The organism is Salinivibrio sp. ES.052, assembly GCF_900141775.1.
Lineage (GTDB): Bacteria > Pseudomonadota > Gammaproteobacteria > Enterobacterales > Vibrionaceae > Salinivibrio.
Map to the genome: position 1 here is coordinate 34,746 of NZ_FSRI01000004.1, position 15,569 is coordinate 50,314.

General features: G+C 50.8%; 15 protein-coding genes. 7 read left to right on the forward strand and 8 right to left on the reverse strand.

The window, feature by feature from the left end; translation table 11 throughout:
- Nucleotides 1-61: 61 nt before the first annotated feature.
- Nucleotides 62-1,429: a magnesium transporter gene (gene mgtE / locus BUQ98_RS16215; RefSeq protein WP_074214827.1), complete on the forward strand. Its 1,368-nt coding sequence runs from the start codon at nt 62-64 to the stop codon at nt 1,427-1,429.
- A 148-nt stretch (nt 1,430-1,577) separates the two neighbouring features.
- Nucleotides 1,578-2,806, forward strand: a protein-coding gene (locus tag BUQ98_RS16870; RefSeq protein WP_139294740.1) for an IS3 family transposase whose coding sequence is annotated in 2 segments (ribosomal slippage) — nt 1,578-1,929 and nt 1,929-2,806 — 1,230 coding nt in all. Because the reading frame shifts where the segments join, the coding sequence is not laid out codon by codon here.
- Between the two features lie 49 nt (nt 2,807-2,855).
- On the opposite strand, the gene rpoD is transcribed toward BUQ98_RS16870, so the two are convergent.
- The 4 genes from rpoD to rpsU all read right to left on the reverse strand — a co-directional run bounded on the left by rpoD (nt 2,856) and on the right by rpsU (nt 7,308).
- Nucleotides 2,856-4,697 (reverse strand): RNA polymerase sigma factor RpoD, encoded by a 1,842-nt coding sequence (rpoD, locus tag BUQ98_RS16230; protein ID WP_074214828.1) that lies wholly within the window; start codon nt 4,695-4,697, stop codon nt 2,856-2,858.
- Nucleotides 4,698-4,790: 93 nt separating this feature from the next.
- Nucleotides 4,791-6,542 (reverse strand): DNA primase, encoded by a 1,752-nt coding sequence (dnaG, locus tag BUQ98_RS16235; protein ID WP_074214829.1) that lies wholly within the window; start codon nt 6,540-6,542, stop codon nt 4,791-4,793.
- An 82-nt stretch (nt 6,543-6,624) separates the two neighbouring features.
- Nucleotides 6,625-7,068, reverse strand: coding sequence for a GatB/YqeY domain-containing protein (locus BUQ98_RS16240; protein WP_074214830.1), 444 nt, complete (start codon nt 7,066-7,068; stop codon nt 6,625-6,627).
- A 24-nt stretch (nt 7,069-7,092) separates the two neighbouring features.
- Entirely contained in the window at nt 7,093-7,308 is a 216-nt protein-coding gene (gene rpsU, locus BUQ98_RS16245) for a 30S ribosomal protein S21 (protein ID WP_069588141.1), read from the reverse strand.
- Nucleotides 7,309-7,558: 250 nt separating this feature from the next.
- Between rpsU and tsaD the strand changes: the two genes are divergently transcribed.
- Nucleotides 7,559-8,584, forward strand: coding sequence for a tRNA (adenosine(37)-N6)-threonylcarbamoyltransferase complex transferase subunit TsaD (gene tsaD / locus BUQ98_RS16250; RefSeq protein ID WP_074214855.1), 1,026 nt, complete (start codon nt 7,559-7,561; stop codon nt 8,582-8,584).
- 102 nt (nt 8,585-8,686) lie between these two features.
- On the opposite strand, the gene plsY is transcribed toward tsaD, so the two are convergent.
- Nucleotides 8,687-9,286, reverse strand: coding sequence for a glycerol-3-phosphate 1-O-acyltransferase PlsY (gene plsY, locus BUQ98_RS16255; protein WP_074214831.1), 600 nt, complete (start codon nt 9,284-9,286; stop codon nt 8,687-8,689).
- 171 nt (nt 9,287-9,457) lie between these two features.
- Between plsY and folB the strand changes: the two genes are divergently transcribed.
- From folB to BUQ98_RS16270, 3 genes are read left to right on the forward strand one after another with little or no spacing between them, the layout of a single operon-like run.
- On the forward strand, nt 9,458-9,811 hold the full coding sequence (folB, locus tag BUQ98_RS16260; RefSeq protein WP_074214832.1) for a dihydroneopterin aldolase: 354 nt from the start codon (nt 9,458-9,460) through the stop codon (nt 9,809-9,811).
- Nucleotides 9,808-10,305, forward strand: a complete 498-nt coding sequence (gene folK, locus BUQ98_RS16265; protein WP_074214833.1) for a 2-amino-4-hydroxy-6-hydroxymethyldihydropteridine diphosphokinase — start codon at nt 9,808-9,810, stop codon at nt 10,303-10,305. Before folB ends, folK begins: the two co-directional genes overlap by 4 nt.
- 5 nt (nt 10,306-10,310) lie before the next feature.
- Nucleotides 10,311-11,108, forward strand: a complete 798-nt coding sequence (locus BUQ98_RS16270; RefSeq protein WP_074214834.1) for an undecaprenyl-diphosphate phosphatase — start codon at nt 10,311-10,313, stop codon at nt 11,106-11,108.
- A gap of 92 nt (nt 11,109-11,200) precedes the next feature.
- Here BUQ98_RS16270 and pmbA read toward each other — a convergent pair whose 3' ends face one another.
- On the reverse strand, nt 11,201-12,541 hold the full coding sequence (gene pmbA / locus BUQ98_RS16275; RefSeq protein ID WP_074214835.1) for a metalloprotease PmbA: 1,341 nt from the start codon (nt 12,539-12,541) through the stop codon (nt 11,201-11,203).
- A gap of 128 nt (nt 12,542-12,669) precedes the next feature.
- Between pmbA and yjgA the strand changes: the two genes are divergently transcribed.
- On the forward strand, nt 12,670-13,197 hold the full coding sequence (gene yjgA, locus BUQ98_RS16280) for a ribosome biogenesis factor YjgA (RefSeq protein ID WP_074214836.1): 528 nt from the start codon (nt 12,670-12,672) through the stop codon (nt 13,195-13,197).
- A gap of 36 nt (nt 13,198-13,233) precedes the next feature.
- Here yjgA and tldD read toward each other — a convergent pair whose 3' ends face one another.
- Together tldD and BUQ98_RS16290 are read right to left on the reverse strand one after the other, a co-directional pair.
- Nucleotides 13,234-14,682, reverse strand: coding sequence for a metalloprotease TldD (gene tldD, locus BUQ98_RS16285; RefSeq protein WP_074214837.1), 1,449 nt, complete (start codon nt 14,680-14,682; stop codon nt 13,234-13,236).
- Between the two features lie 67 nt (nt 14,683-14,749).
- The gene (locus tag BUQ98_RS16290; protein WP_074214838.1) at nt 14,750-15,568 is read right to left on the reverse strand and encodes a carbon-nitrogen hydrolase family protein; all 819 of its coding nucleotides are present in this window, start codon (nt 15,566-15,568) and stop codon (nt 14,750-14,752) included.
- Between the last annotated feature and the right edge of the window lies 1 nt (nt 15,569).

Below are 15,569 nucleotides of genomic sequence, written 5' to 3' on the forward strand. Positions count from 1 at the left end.
CATGAGACAGACTCCCCTGATTGGGTTAGAATTTTAGTCATTGCATTTGGGGGAGTGGCCGATGGCAGAATCAACAGAACAAGAGCAAAGCAACCAAACCCACCAACGGCTCCAAGAAGTCACTCAACTCCTTGAGCAAGGGATGTTCGTGCGCGTACGTCGTATGCTTGAGGATATGGAGCCGGAAGATACGGCTCATCTACTTGAAGCATCACCACCAAAAGGGCGTCTGGTCCTTTGGCAATTAACGGATCCCGAAGATCAAGGTGAGATCCTTGATGAGCTCTCCGAGGATGTGAAAGACGGCATCATGGTGCGCATGGCACCCGAGCAGCTAGCCGCCGCCACCGAAGGGATGGAAACGGATGACGTTGCCTACTTACTGCGGAGTTTGCCACAAGAGGTCTCACAAGAGGTCTTAGCAGAAATGGATGCGCAGGACAGAACACGGGTGCAACAGGCCCTGTCCTATCCTGAAGACTCCGCCGGGGGGATCATGAACACCGACGTGGTCACTATTCGTGATGACGTGACCGTGGACGTGGTATTACGCTATTTACGGATGCGTGGAGAGCTCCCCGATACGACCGATACCTTGTATGTGATCGACCCAAACGGCCGTTTAATCGGTAATTTACCGATCAGTGCCTTGCTGGTCAATCAGCCTGACACTGCTATTTCTGACATAGTAGATACGCCAGATGAGGCGATCAACGTCACCATGAATGATGGCGACGTTGCCAGTTTATTTGAGCGCCGTAACTGGGTCTCTGCCCCTGTGGTTGACGAGCAAAATCACCTCGTCGGCCGGATCACCATTGATGATGTGGTCGATATTATTCGTGAAGATGCCGAACACTCAATGATGAGTATGGCCGGTTTGGATGACGAGGAAGATACCTTCGCACCGGCTTTTAAAAGTGCGCGTCGACGCAGTATTTGGCTCGGGATTAATGTCTTAGCCGCATTAACCGCCGCCTCAGTGTCCAATATGTTTGAAGGCACCCTGGATAAAATGGCCGCTATCGCCGTGTTAATGACCATTGTGCCCTCTATGGGTGGGGTGGCGGGAAATCAGACTGTTGCCTTGGTGATCCGCGGCCTTGCGGTCGGCCATATCGGGGATTCAAACACCCGCTGGCTACTGGCCAAAGAGGCAACGGTCGGTATGATTAACGGGCTGCTTTGGTCCGTGATTATTGGCGGGGTCGTCGTGGTATGGAAAGGCAGTGTTGAATTAGGCCTGATCATCTCCGGTGCGATGATGGTCAATCTATTTATCGCTGGGATTGCAGGGGTCGCGATACCGACATTGCTGAAAAAATACAATATCGACCCAGCGCTGGCGGGCGGCATGGCGCTCACCACCATCACCGATGTGGTCGGCTTGCTTGCCTTTTTAGGCTTAGCGACACTGTTTATTACTTAACGCGCGGGTAAGGTTAATAGGCCAGGCGTGTGGGTTTTGTCCACGAGAAAAACCACGAAAATAAACCCAAAAAAGGCGAGCCACTGGCTCGCCTTTTTGTTGTTACGTGTCCCGTCCTGAAATACGTTGACATAAAGAGGACTTCTTTATGACAACATCAAGTAATTCAAGCCGTAAGCGCACGCAACGTGATTACACCTTAGCCTTTAAATTAGGCGTTGTAGAGCGTGTTGAAAAAGGCGAAATGACGTACAAACAAGCTCAAGCCCGTTTTGGCATTCAGGGCCGCTCAACGGTACTCGTCTGGCTCAGAAAACATGGTAGACTCGATTGGTCGAAGCCATTTCAGCATCCCCTTATGCCACATTCAAAAGAAACCCCATCCGAAACTATCAAGCGCCTTGAGCGTGAGTTAGCCGAAGAGAAACTGCGTAACCAAATCCTCAATGGTATGGTCGATATCATGGACAATGAGTACGGAGCCGGCCTCAGAAAAAAGTACTTATCCGGTACATCTGGCAAGCCAAAGCCAAAAGTAAAATAAAGTTAGCGGCGGCATGTCGTGCCACAGGCATTTCTCGGCAAGGTGTCTATCAAGCCGTTGCTCGAATGGAAAGCCGAAGAGCTGAACTATCAATCATCAGAGACTGGGTCCAATACTGGCGTAAGTATATGCCGAGGTTAGGGGCGCGTAAGCTCTACGCGTTGGTAAAGCCCAAGCTAGCTGAACACGAAATTAAGCTAGGGCGAGACGGGTTTTTTAGCTATCTGAGAAGCGAAGGCTTACTGGTTAAACCCAAGAAAAGCTACACAAAAACTACGTGTAGTAAGCACTGGATGAAGAAGCATCCTAACCTGCTAAAAGAAGACGGACTGCATGATGCTGCGCATGTACTGGTCAGCGACATCACTTATGTTGAATCAGACCAAGGTGTGCACTATCTGTCACTGGTGACCGATGCCAACTCACGCAAGATAGTGGGTCATCACGTTAGCGAAGATATGAAAGTCGACAATGTAGTGAAAGCGCTGAAAATGGCCGTCAAAGATAAGCGCTATATCGGCAATGCGGTACATCACTCAGACCGAGGTTCGCAATACTGCTCAGCCGTTTATCAGAGTGCGCTACAGGAGAGTCAAATCCAGCCGTCGATGACGGATGGTTATGATTGCTACCAAAACGCGTTAGCGGAAAGAGTCAATGGCATACTGAAGCATGAGTTTTTACTGTACCGGTGTAAGACACTGACAGAGCTTAAAATACTGGTAAAAGAATCGATAGCGATATACAACGAAATGAGACCGCACCTAAGTTTAAGTATGGCAACCCCCAATCAGGTGCATAATAAAAAAGGCCAGCTACTGGAGCTGGCCTAAAAACTGTCAACCTATATTAGGACGGGACAACGCTAAAATGCTATCGGCTTTATTCGTCCAAGAAGCTGCGTAGTGTTTCTGAGCGGCTTGGGTGACGAAGCTTACGTAATGCCTTCGCTTCAATCTGACGAATACGCTCACGCGTGACATCAAACTGTTTACCAACCTCTTCCAACGTATGGTCGGTATTCATTTCGATACCAAAACGCATGCGCAATACTTTCGCTTCACGCGGTGTCAGGCCGGCGAGCACATCATTGGTGGCCATCTTCAGGTTATTCGACGTCGCCGAGTCCATCGGTAGCTCCAAGGTGGTGTCTTCGATAAAGTCGCCCAAGTGTGAATCTTCATCATCACCAATTGGGGTTTCCATCGAAATCGGCTCTTTGGCAATTTTCAGCACTTTACGGATTTTATCTTCCGGCATCAGCATCCGCTCAGCCAGCTCTTCAGGTAGAGGCTCACGCCCCATTTCCTGCAGCATTTGACGTGAAATACGATTGAGCTTGTTGATGGTCTCAATCATGTGCACCGGAATACGAATGGTTCGTGCCTGATCCGCAATCGAACGAGTAATCGCCTGACGAATCCACCACGTTGCATAGGTCGAGAACTTGTAACCACGGCGGTACTCAAACTTATCAACCGCTTTCATCAAGCCAATGTTACCTTCTTGAATCAGATCCAAGAACTGCAGGCCACGGTTGGTGTATTTTTTCGCAATCGAAATGACCAAACGCAGGTTGGCCTCAACCATTTCTTTTTTCGCACGACGTGCTTTTGCTTCACCGATAGACATCCGACGGCTAATGTCTTTAATTCGCTCAACCGACAGGCCAGTCTCATCTTCGATGATCTTCAGTTTTTGCACACAACGGCGTAGGTCTTCTTCATAGCGTGCCACACGTTCTGCGTAAGGCTTGCCTGAATTCAGTGCTTGGTCAATCCATGCATCTGACGACTCGTTGCCGGCAAACAGCTGTACAAAGGTTTTCTTCGGCATTTTCGCCTGATCCACACACAGACGCATCACCAAACGCTCTTGGGTACGCACCTTGTCCATGGTCTGACGCATGCTATTAACCAGACGATCAAACTGCTTAGGGATCAAACGGAACTGTTTAAATGTCTCTGACAGATCTTCGATCGACGATTTAGTACGCTCATCATAACGGCCGTACTGCTGAATCGCTGTTTCCATTGCCGCATAGGTACGACGCAGATCGCTGAACTTTTCACGTGCGAGTTCAGGATCGATACCAACATCTTCATCACTCTCATCGTCTTCGTCAGTATCGTCTTTGTCGTCTTCATCCTCGTCTTCAAGCTCTTTTTCACTGAGCTCGGAGCCGATATGCGTTGCGGTAGGAGCGACATTGTCTTGGTTTGGATCGATAAAACCAGAAATAATGTCGGTCAAGCGAAGCTCTTCCGCTTCCACTTTATCGAACTGATCGAGCAGTGAAGCGATCGAGGCCGGGTATTCTGCTACCGAGCACTGCACCTGGTTGATGCCATCTTCGATACGCTTGGCAATATCGATCTCACCCTCTCGGGTCAACAGCTCAACTGTTCCCATTTCACGCATGTACATGCGGACAGGATCCGTGGTGCGGCCAATTTCACTCTCCACACTAGAAAGTGCCGCCGCCGCAGCTTCTGCTGCATCTTCGTCGGCCACGGTTTCTGACATCATCAATTCATCGGCATCTGGCGCGGCTTCCACCACTTGAATGCCCATGTCATTGATCATCTGAATGATGTCTTCTATTTGGTCGGAATCGACAATGTCTTCCGGTAGGTGGTCATTAACTTCGGCATAGGTCAGATAGCCTTGCTCTTTGCCCTTTGCGACAAGTAACTTCAGCTGTGACTGCGGATTTTGATCCATAGACGATATCCAACTTCGGGTCTGAGTGAAGAATTTAGTATGCGGAAACGCAAACCGCCAATTTTAACAAATGTCACCTTTGCTGGCTACTTTCTAAGCGGACTGGCTCTGTATAAGGAGCATTAGTTCCCGCTTCTCTTCGACTGATAAGCCGACGGTATTTGACTTCGCTTGCAACTTGGCTATTTGTTGTTCGACACACTGGGCAAGTATTTTATCCAGCGAGTCGCAAAAAAGTTCTGACGCATTATCATCGTCAACATGTAGATCCCAGCCAGCAAAGCGTGCTAGCAAGGTTTCCTGTTTCGTTCCCCGCCAGTGCTCAAGCAACTGACCGGTAGTGATATGGGGGCGCTGTCGGCAGATCTCAAGGATCGGGTTTAACAACGCTAACCCTGGTAAATCAATGGTGTCCGCCGAGGGTAACGACGGCACTTCTTGGCCCAGCATCGGGTATTGCACTAACAGCGCAATCACCTCACGCATCGGTGTGCGTTTGATATCAGGCTGGCCATGCACCTTGACGGGCTGGCCTTGACGGCTGATCAGCGTATCAAGCTGATGATCGTCCATGATACCGAGTTTTTGTCCTAAGGTATTACGTAAATACAGGCGCAACGTATCACCGGGCACTTTCTCTATCAGCGGCACCGCTAAATTGGCGAGCTTGGCTTTACCCTCTCGGCTACTGGTATCCACTTGCTTAAGGAGCGTATTAAACATGAAGGTCGATAAGCTTTGCGCCTCACCTAAGCGTTGCTCAAAACCATCTTTCCCTTCTTGGCGGATCATGGAGTCGGGATCATCACCCTCAGGCAAAAACATAAACTTCAGCTGTCTGCCATCGTGAATATACGGCAAGGCTTGCTCCATCGCACGCCACGCTGCATCACGACCGGCTCGATCGCCATCGTAGCAACACAGTATAGTCCCGGTTTGCCGAAACAGGGTCTGAATATGTTCACCCGTGGTGGAGGTCCCCAGCGAGGCGACCGCATAATCCACACCAAACTGCGCTAACGCCACCACGTCCATATAGCCTTCTACCACCAGAATACGCTCGGGATGGCGGTAGCATTGCATCACTTCATACAAGCCGTACAGTTCACGACCTTTATGAAAGATCGGCGTCTCTGGCGAGTTGAGGTATTTCGGTGTTCCCTCACCCAATACGCGTCCACCGAAACCAATCACACGGCCACGCCGGTCGCGGATCGGGAACATAATTCGACCACGAAAACGGTCATAAGTATGCCCGTTTTCGTTTTCAATCAACATCCCTGCGGTTAGCAGTTGTTGCTGATCGGTTTGGTTACGCCCAAAGCGACGTTTGATGGTATCCCATTTATCTGGGACGAACCCAACGCCAAATTGTTTTACCACTTCTCCGGACAGACCGCGCTGTTTGAGATAATCGATCGCTATCTGTCCACTGTCAGTGCGCAGCTCACCGCTGTAAGTGCGGGCGATCGCTTCCATCATCTCGTAGATCTGGCGTTTATCATCACTGGGCATGCTGGGACGCGTGTATCCACCCGACGATTGCTCGCGGGGCACGTCAAGGCCCAAACCGTTTGCCAGCTCTTCGATCGCATCAGGAAACTCGAGCCGCTCGAATTCCATCACAAAATCGATCGCATTGCCGTGTACGCCACACCCGAAGCAGTGGTAAAACTGCTTGTCTTGACTCACGCTAAATGAGGGAGTTTTCTCGTTATGGAAAGGGCAACAGGCACTATAGTTTTTGCCTTTTTTCTTAAGCTTGACCCGTGCATCAATGATCTCGACGATGTCGAGACGTGAAAGCAAGTCATCAATGAATGCGCGCGGGATTCTGCCTGCCATAACCTGAAATTTAGATGGAGAGAAGCAAACAAGCCGCGCCGTCCAAAATGGAAAGCACGGCTTGTTATAAAGCAGGGAAAGATTAGCCTAAATGCGCTTTGACACGCTGGCTTACTTTCCCCATATCAGCACGGCCTTGAACTTGGGGTTTTAAAATCCCCATCACTTTGCCCATGTCTTGCATTGATGATGCCGCCGTTTTTTCAACGGCAGCTTTCACCAATGCATCAACATCATCATCGCTAAGAGGCTGAGGTAGAAATTCTTCTATCACCGCAATCTCAGCAAGTTCTATGTCGGCAAGATCATCTCGACCCGCTGCTTGGTACTGGGTTACGGAATCACGACGTTGCTTAACATTTTTGGTCAGCACAGCCAGGATCTCATCATCGCTAAGCGACTGACGGGTATCCACTTCTTGCTGTTTAATGGCTGCCATTACAAGACGGAGCGTACCGAGGCGCACCTTGTCTTTTTGTTTCATCGCCGTTTTTTGTGCGTCTTTTAGACGTTCAAGCAATTCCATAACACCTTCCTGAATCTGTCTTAATTAGTAAAGACGTACGCGGCGTTGGTTTTCGCGTGCCAACTTCTTCAGGTGACGCTTTTGAGCTGCAGCTTTAGCGCGTTTGCGAACGGTAGTTGGCTTTTCAAAGTGCTCGCGACGGCGAACTTCAGAAAGAATACCTGCTTTTTCACAAGAGCGCTTAAAGCGACGCAGTGCTACGTCAAATGGTTCGTTTTCACGTACTTTAACTACTGGCATGTGCCTTTCACCTCGGGGGTTGTCAGTTACTGCTGGCGAACAATTGGCCAGCCTTGATTAAAAATGGTGCGAAATTCTAATCCGAATAAGGGGTGAATGTAAAGCGCATCTAGCGAATTACTTCTAAGCCATGTAAGATTGCGCACACGGTCAGTCTGCGCTGACACCGTCTGCTTCGCTTCGGTCATACACGATAACGTGCCCAATGACCTTAAGTCCCCAATCTATCGGCTGTTATTCTGAGGTTAAGATGCGCATTTTAGGCATAGAGACATCTTGTGACGAAACTGGCGTCGCGATTTACGACGACCACGCGGGCCTTTTGTCACACAAACTTTACAGCCAGGTGACACTCCATGCTGACTATGGTGGCGTTGTGCCTGAACTAGCCTCTCGCGATCACGTCAAAAAAACCTTACCGCTAATTAAAGAAGCGATGGCGCAAGCAAACCTCACCCCTGCAGAGATAGATGGCATTGCCTATACTGCCGGCCCGGGGTTGGTCGGGGCATTATTAGTGGGCTCTACCATTGGTCGTAGCCTGGCTTATGCATGGCAAGTACCTGCCGTTGGGGTCCACCATATGGAAGGCCACTTACTGGCTCCCATGCTGGAAGATAACCCGCCGCCGTTTCCTTTTGTTGCTTTATTGGTTTCTGGCGGGCACACGTTATTAGTCGAAGTGAAAGGTATTGGTCAGTATCGCATTCTTGGCGAATCGATTGACGATGCAGCCGGTGAAGCCTTCGATAAAACCGCCAAGCTGATGGGCCTCGATTACCCTGGCGGTCCCTTGCTGTCTAAATTGGCAGAGAAAGGCACCCACGGCCGCTTTACTTTCCCGCGTCCAATGACCGATCGCCCAGGGTTAGATTTTAGTTTTTCAGGTTTGAAAACCTTTGCGGCTAATACCATCGCAGCCAACGACAACGATGATCAAACACGAGCGGACATCGCCTATGCGTTTCAAGATGCGGTGGTTGATACCCTAGCGATAAAATGTAAGCGCGCGTTAGATCAGTGTGGGCTGAACCGCCTCGTCGTCGCTGGCGGTGTCAGTGCAAACCATTATCTACGCGAGAAGCTGGAACACCTGACCAAAAAGCGTGGCGGCGACGTATTCTATCCTCGTCCTGAATTTTGCACCGATAATGGTGCGATGATTGCCTATGCGGGGATGCAACGGCTTAAAAACGGCGAGCATCTAGGATTAGGCGTTAAAGCCCAGCCTCGATGGCCACTCGATACCCTTGATGCCGTCGAATACGATGGGTAGTGAACCAATACAATGAAATGAATAGAGAAAAGGCAGCCATCGGCTGCCTTTTTTAATCAGCGCCCGGTACGATGCCTTACAATGGCTTGTCACCCTTTTTCGCTAACGTCGCCACCTTCCGAATAAGACCGGTTTTTCTTCGCCATCCAGCAAGCGACGAATATTGTCGTAATGTCGGAATAGGATCAGGCAAGAAAGCATCGCCACGGGCATGGTAAATTGTGGTTTGATCCACCAGGTAAATAGGGGCGCGACGATGGCTGTCACGATGGCGCTGAGTGACGAATAGCCGGTCAACACCAACACCAGCCCCCAGGTGGCAACCAATAGCCCTGTCAGGCTTAATCCGATTGGCGCCATCGCACCTAATGCTGTCGCCACGCCTTTACCACCACGAAAATGGAAAAATACGGGGTAGATATGACCTAGGCAAGCTGCAATCGCAATCAATCCCAGTAAGAAGGGATTAACGCCAATTAAATAGCTCAACCAAACGGGAATAGTGCCCTTCAGCATGTCAAACAGTAGCACCCAGGCTGCCGCAAAACGTCCACCAAGACGATAAACATTGGTCGCGCCTGGGTTTTTAGACCCTTGGTCTCTTGGATCGGGGAGGCCAAAGGCTCGACAGACCAACACTGCACTGGAAATAGAGCCGAGTAGGTAGGCAGCGATGATGATGGCAATGGCCAGTGCAGTCATGTGAAATCCCTAGAGTTTGTGCCGCATTCGTTGCTATAGTGCGTCCACGTTCATCAATAAACCTATCATGGATCGGAACGTATCGCGTATCCATCGGTCAATGGACTCATCCAATGATACGAACTTTCTTACCACAGTGGTATCCGACCTGTCACGGAGTGTGAAAAAAACATGGATTCCGTATTCATAGAAAAACTCGACGTGTACACCACTATCGGTGTCTACGATTGGGAACAAACCATCCAGCAAAAGTTGGTGTTTGATATTGAAATGGCACACGATAACCGCCCCGCAGCGCTACAAGATAACGTTGCACTTGCCCTTGATTACGCTAGCGTCAGTGAGGCTGTTATCGCCCACGTTCAGGCCAGTCGTTGTGCCTTGATCGAGCGTGTCGCTGAAGAGGTGGCGAGCCTTATCCAGTCACAGTTTAATGTTCCTTGGATAAAGGTGCGTGTCGCGAAACCAGGTGCCGTCGCACCGGCACAGTCTGTAGGCGTTGTCATAGAGCGAGGCACACGGTGACACAAGCATTACTTAGCATCGGCTCAAACATTGAGCGAGATGATCATATCAAAGCGGCCGTTCAAGCCCTACGCCAACTCGACCCTGGTTGCCGTTTTTCACGCATCTTTGAGGCCGAGCCTGTCGGATTCGAAGGTGCTAATTTCTATAACCTGATTGCCGAGATCCATACGCCACTTGCTTTACACGACTTTTGGCAAACCATTCGTGATATTGAATCTCGTCATGGTCGGCAGCGTAACGATGCAAAATGCCAAGACCGTACAATAGATATCGATCTGCTCACCTTTGGTACCCATTGCCAACCTAAAGGCCCGATGTTGCCACGCAACGATATCTATAAGTTTGCTTTTACTCTCTGGCCTCTCGCCGAACTCTGTCCTGACCAAGCCATTCCTGGCGACGGCCGTACCTTCTCCCAGCTCTGGCAGGCCTTTGACCAAGACCAACCACTTTGGCCGATTGAGACACCGACTTATTTAAAGGATATTTAAGCACCATGAGCATCTTTGAAGCCTTTTTTTTGGCCTTGATCCAAGGATTAACTGAGTTTCTTCCCATTTCCAGCTCAGCACACCTCATATTGCCTTCTCAACTCTTTGGTTGGGCTGACCAAGGGTTGGCTTTTGATGTAGCCGTTCATGTCGGAACCTTAGCCGCGGTCGTTGGTTACTTTCGTCGTGAAGTGTGGAACCTGTTGGTTGCCTTCTTTGCCTCGCTAAAAGGTCAACACAGCCGTGACAGCCAACTCGCATGGATGATTGTATTAGCGACCATTCCGGCTTGTATCGCGGGGCTATTCTTAAAGGACGTGATTGAGTTGTACTTGCGATCTGTATGGGTCATTGCGGCCACAACATTGATTTTTGGTGTACTCCTGTGGTGGGCCGATCGTCAAGCCAGCCAGCAGTGTGACGAGTACCAAACGACCACATCGCGCGCTGTGTTTATCGGTATTGCCCAAGCATTGGCGTTGATCCCAGGCACCTCTCGTTCCGGCGCCACCATCACCGCCGCATTGATGCTCGGTTATACCCGCGAGGCAGCCGCACGGTTTTCGTTTTTGATGTCGATCCCGATTATCACACTCGCTGGATCTTATTTAGGGATGCAACTTGCTACCAGTCCAGCCCCAATCGCACTTGATGCCATTGGCGTCGGCGTGTTGGTGTCGTTTGTCAGCGCTTATGCGTGTATTCATGCCTTTTTAAAACTGGTCACTCGTGTCGGCATGTTGCCATTTGTGATTTATCGCCTTGTGTTAGGCGTTCTATTGATCGCTTTTATTGCCCGTTAAAAAATGGCCAGACGCGAGGGGATCGCGTCTGGCCATCGACGTCTATACGTGAAACCGGTTAGTCCAATGCATCTGTACGCTCAGCGAACAGATTACTCACCCGCCACTTTCATGGCATCGATGATCACTGAACCGGTTTGAATCTGGCTTCGGGTTTCAATATCCGTCCCAATGGCCACAATGTTGGCAAACATATCATTCAAATTTCCAGCGATGGTGATCCCACTGACTGGGTATTGGATTTCACCGTTTTCCACCCAGAACCCTGCGGCACCGCGTGAGTAGTCTCCTGTCACGGGATTCACCCCTTGACCCATTAGCTCGGTCACCAACAATCCCGTTCCTAGCGTTTTAAGCATAGCATCAGCGTCTTGCCCCGTATGGCTGACATACCAGTTATGGATCCCACCGGCATGACCCGTGGGCGTCATATCTAACTTACGTGCGGCATAACTGGTGGCGAGATACGTTTTTAATACCCCTTGCTCAATGATGCGTCGGTCTTGCGTCATGACCCCTTCACTGTCAAACGGCGCACTGGCCGCTCCTTTCAACACATGAGGTAACTCATTGATGGTGAGCCAGTGAGGAAAAATTTTCTCGTCCTTTTTATCCAACAAGAAAGACGATTTTCGATAAAGGGCCGACCCACTGATTGCCATCACCAAGTGGCCAAACAATCCAGTGGCCACACTGCGATCAAACATGACGGGCACTTGGCACGTCGAGACACTGCGTGGATTAAGGCGGGCGACGGCATGCTTCGCGGCTTCAACCCCGACAAACTCTGGCGTCCACAAATCGGCTTTATCGCGTGCCACCGTGTAGCTCATGTCACGCTCCATCCCTGCATCGCTTTGGGCGATCACGGAGCAGCTCAAGGCTTGCTGGCTGGAGGGATAACTGCCGAGCATGCCATGGCTATTGCCATATACACGCACACCATAATGGCTGTCATAGCTTGCGCCATCGCTAAACTTGATGCGGCTATCGTGGCGAAGCGCCGCCTGTTCGGCTTCAATCGCCAACGCCGCGGCTGTATCGGGCTCAGGCTCATCAGGGTAAAAGAGATCTAAATCTGGGTAATCGAACGCCATCAACGCTTTTGGAGCTGGGCCTCCAAAAGGGTCTGGCGAAGTATAACTCGCAATTTCTAGCGCGGCCTCGACGGTTTTGGCAATCGCCTTTTCTGACAGATCGGTGGTCGATGCACTCCCTTTACGTTGATCCCGATAAACCGTAATCCCTAAGGCACCGTCTTGGTTAAACTCAACATTCTCGACCTCGCCCATTCGCGAGCTAACGCTAATACCGGTACTTTTAGTAATCGCCACTTCTGCTTGGTCACTTCGAGCAGATGCCATATCTAGCGCACGACTGACAGCTTGACGAAGTTGCTCTTCTTGCTCAGCGACCTGTTGTTTCACACTCATAGTTGACCTTTTTGATTCGCATTCAAGTTCGACACACTCCGCTCAGCGAGCCTATGATAAAAAAGCCCGCGTTTGGGCGCGTTTCTTGTTAACATACGTGTCATTGCACATTCTCACTGAGGTTGAACATGGGCCGTAAAAATAAACCCGCTCCCTGGGAGGAAGAGGAAGAGATCATCTGGGTCAGTAAATCCGAGATGAAGCGCGATATGCTCGTCTTGCAAGAGCTCGGCGAAGCGCTGGTCAAACTCAAACCCGCTCTACTCGAAAAATTCCCACTCGACGAGGACTTACTGGCGGCGATTATCGACGCGCAAGGTTTAAAAAATGAAGCCCGTCGGCGCCAGCTACAGTATGTGGGTAAACTGATGCGCTCTCGCGATCCTGAACCGATTCAAGCGGCGCTAGACAAAATACAAAATAAGCATGCCCAGCAGAGTGCAGAGCTCCATAAACTCGAGCAACTGCGCGACCGAATTATTGATCAAGGCGATAGCGCTATTAGCGATGCTCTCTTACAGTTTCCTGATGCCGACCGACAGCGTTTACGTCAGCTCGCGCGTCAAGCGAAAAAGGAGCAGCAACAGAGTAAGCCCCCCAAGGCATATCGCGAGATTTTCCAGTATCTCAAAGGTTTCTACGACCAAAACCTATAAAATGACAGGCCAGCGCCTCGCACTGGCCTGGCTTGTTTATGACTCGGTGCCACCGACAGTCATTGCATCCAATTTCAGTGTGGGTTGTCCCACGCCAACAGGCACACTTTGCCCCGCTTTACCACAAACGCCGACACCTGGGTCTATCGCCAAGTCATTACCCACCATCGAGACTTGCTGCATCGCTTCGATACCACTGCCAATCAAGGTAGCCCCTTTCACCGGCGTGGTAATCTCACCGTTCTCAATCAGGTAGGCTTCGGACGTTGAAAAAACAAATTTTCCCGACGTGATATCGACCTGGCCACCACCAAAGTTCGGCGCGTACAAGCCTCGCTCCACGCTGGCAATGATCGACGCTGGTGAGCTCTCACCACCCCGCATATACGTGTTAGTCATCCGTGGCATAGGTAAATGCGCATACGACTCACGACGCCCGTTGCCTGTTGGTGCTACGCCCATCAAACTCGCATTATGCTTGTCTTGCATATAGCCTTTGAGCACACCCTTTTCAATCAAGACGTTGTACTGACCTGGCACCCCTTCATCATCAATACTCAACGAGCCACGGCAGTCCGCCATTGTGCCGTCATCGACAATGGTACATAACGGTGAGGTCACTTGCTCACCAAGGCTGCCGGTGAAGACCGACGACTCTTTGCGGTTAAAATCACCTTCCAGTCCATGCCCAACCGCTTCATGCAGCAATACGCCCGGCCAGCCGGCCCCTAGGACAACAGGCATTGTGCCTGCCGGTGCGGCTCCGGCACGTAAGTTAACCAACGCCAAACGAATCGCTTCATCAGCGAATTGCAACGCACGGGATTTGCCTGCATGCTCTTGCAAAAACACCTCGTAGCCATAACGACCGCCACCGCCGGCACTGCCGCGTTCTCGGCGTCCATCTTGTTCTACCAGCACAGACACCGACAAGCGGACGAGCGGACGAATATCCGCGCCATAGGTGCCATCCGTCGCAGCAATCAACACTTGCTCATACAATCCATTTAAGCTTGCGTTCACTTCTTTTACCCGCGGCTCTTTAGCACGGATATAGCTGTCTATTTCTTTTAGTAAATCAATCTTTTGCTCACGCGTTAGGCTTCCCAATGGGTCAGTAGGGCCATAATAAGGGGTGGCCTGTACGGCACGAAATGCACTGACTTTTCCTTGCCCCCCTGCAGGAGCAATACCCCGCGCAGCGGTCGCACTTTGCATTAATGCATCAGGGGTGAGCTGATCAGAATAGGCAAAGCCTGTTTTCTCCCCGCTGATCGCTCGAACACCAACCCCGCGGTCGATGTTAAATGAACCGTCTTTAATGATACTGTCTTCCAAAGCCAAGGACTCATGCCACGTGGATTGGAAAAAAACGTCACCGTAATCAATCTGGCGACCGCTCAGGTGCGCCAAGGTCGCATGGAGCTGCGACTCACTCACGCCAGCTGGGCGCAGTAAGGTTTCTTCGACCTGTTCCAGACTCATTCGCTTACTCTTGGTTGTGGCTGCCAAACTGACAGCCGAAGATAAAAGATAACGCGCCGAGGGTGCGCTATTTCAGTTGGCTTTGCAACCGGGTATGGGATTGTACGGGCATCTTGCCCCGGATGGATTCACTCACGCTTAAATCAAGTTCGGCCCACGTGACACCAGGCTCACTCCCCAGCGAGGCCACCACTTGTCCCCACGGATCGATAATCATCGAGTGGCCCCAGGTTTGTCGCCCTTTGCTGTGTTCGCCACACTGACCCGCTGCGATCACCCAGCACTGGGTTTCAATCGCCCGAGCCCGTAATAAGGCTTCCCAATGAGCCTGTCCGGTGACTCGAGTAAAGGCGGCAGGGATCGTGATCACATCCGCGCCTTGAGTGCGCAAAGCCTGGTACATGGGCGCAAAGCGTACGTCATAACAAATGCTCAAGCCTAGACACCCGAAAGGGGTGTCGACGGTCGTCAGTCGGTCTCCAGCGGCAAAGTAATCCGACTCACAATACCGGCCATGCGCATCACCCACCTCCACATCAAACAAATGCAGTTTATCGTAGCTGCCGCGTAAATGCCCCGCGTTATCAAATACCAAGCTGGTGCTACTTAACATGCCGTTATCGTTTTGAATGGGAAAAGCGCCGACCACCAGCCAAAGATCATACTGATGCGCAAGCTCGGCCAGTTGCTGCTGTAAAGGCCCCTGACCGAGTCGCTCAGCATGACGCTGATAGTCCCGCTTACCGCCAAACACCAACGCATTTTCTGGGGTCAGTGCTAGTTTTACCCCTTGCTCACTCAGTCGATGCAAACTGGCTTGCAGTGTCTTCATGTTATGGGCGGGATCGGCACTGGATGTCATCTGGATAACACCGGCTTTTATCATG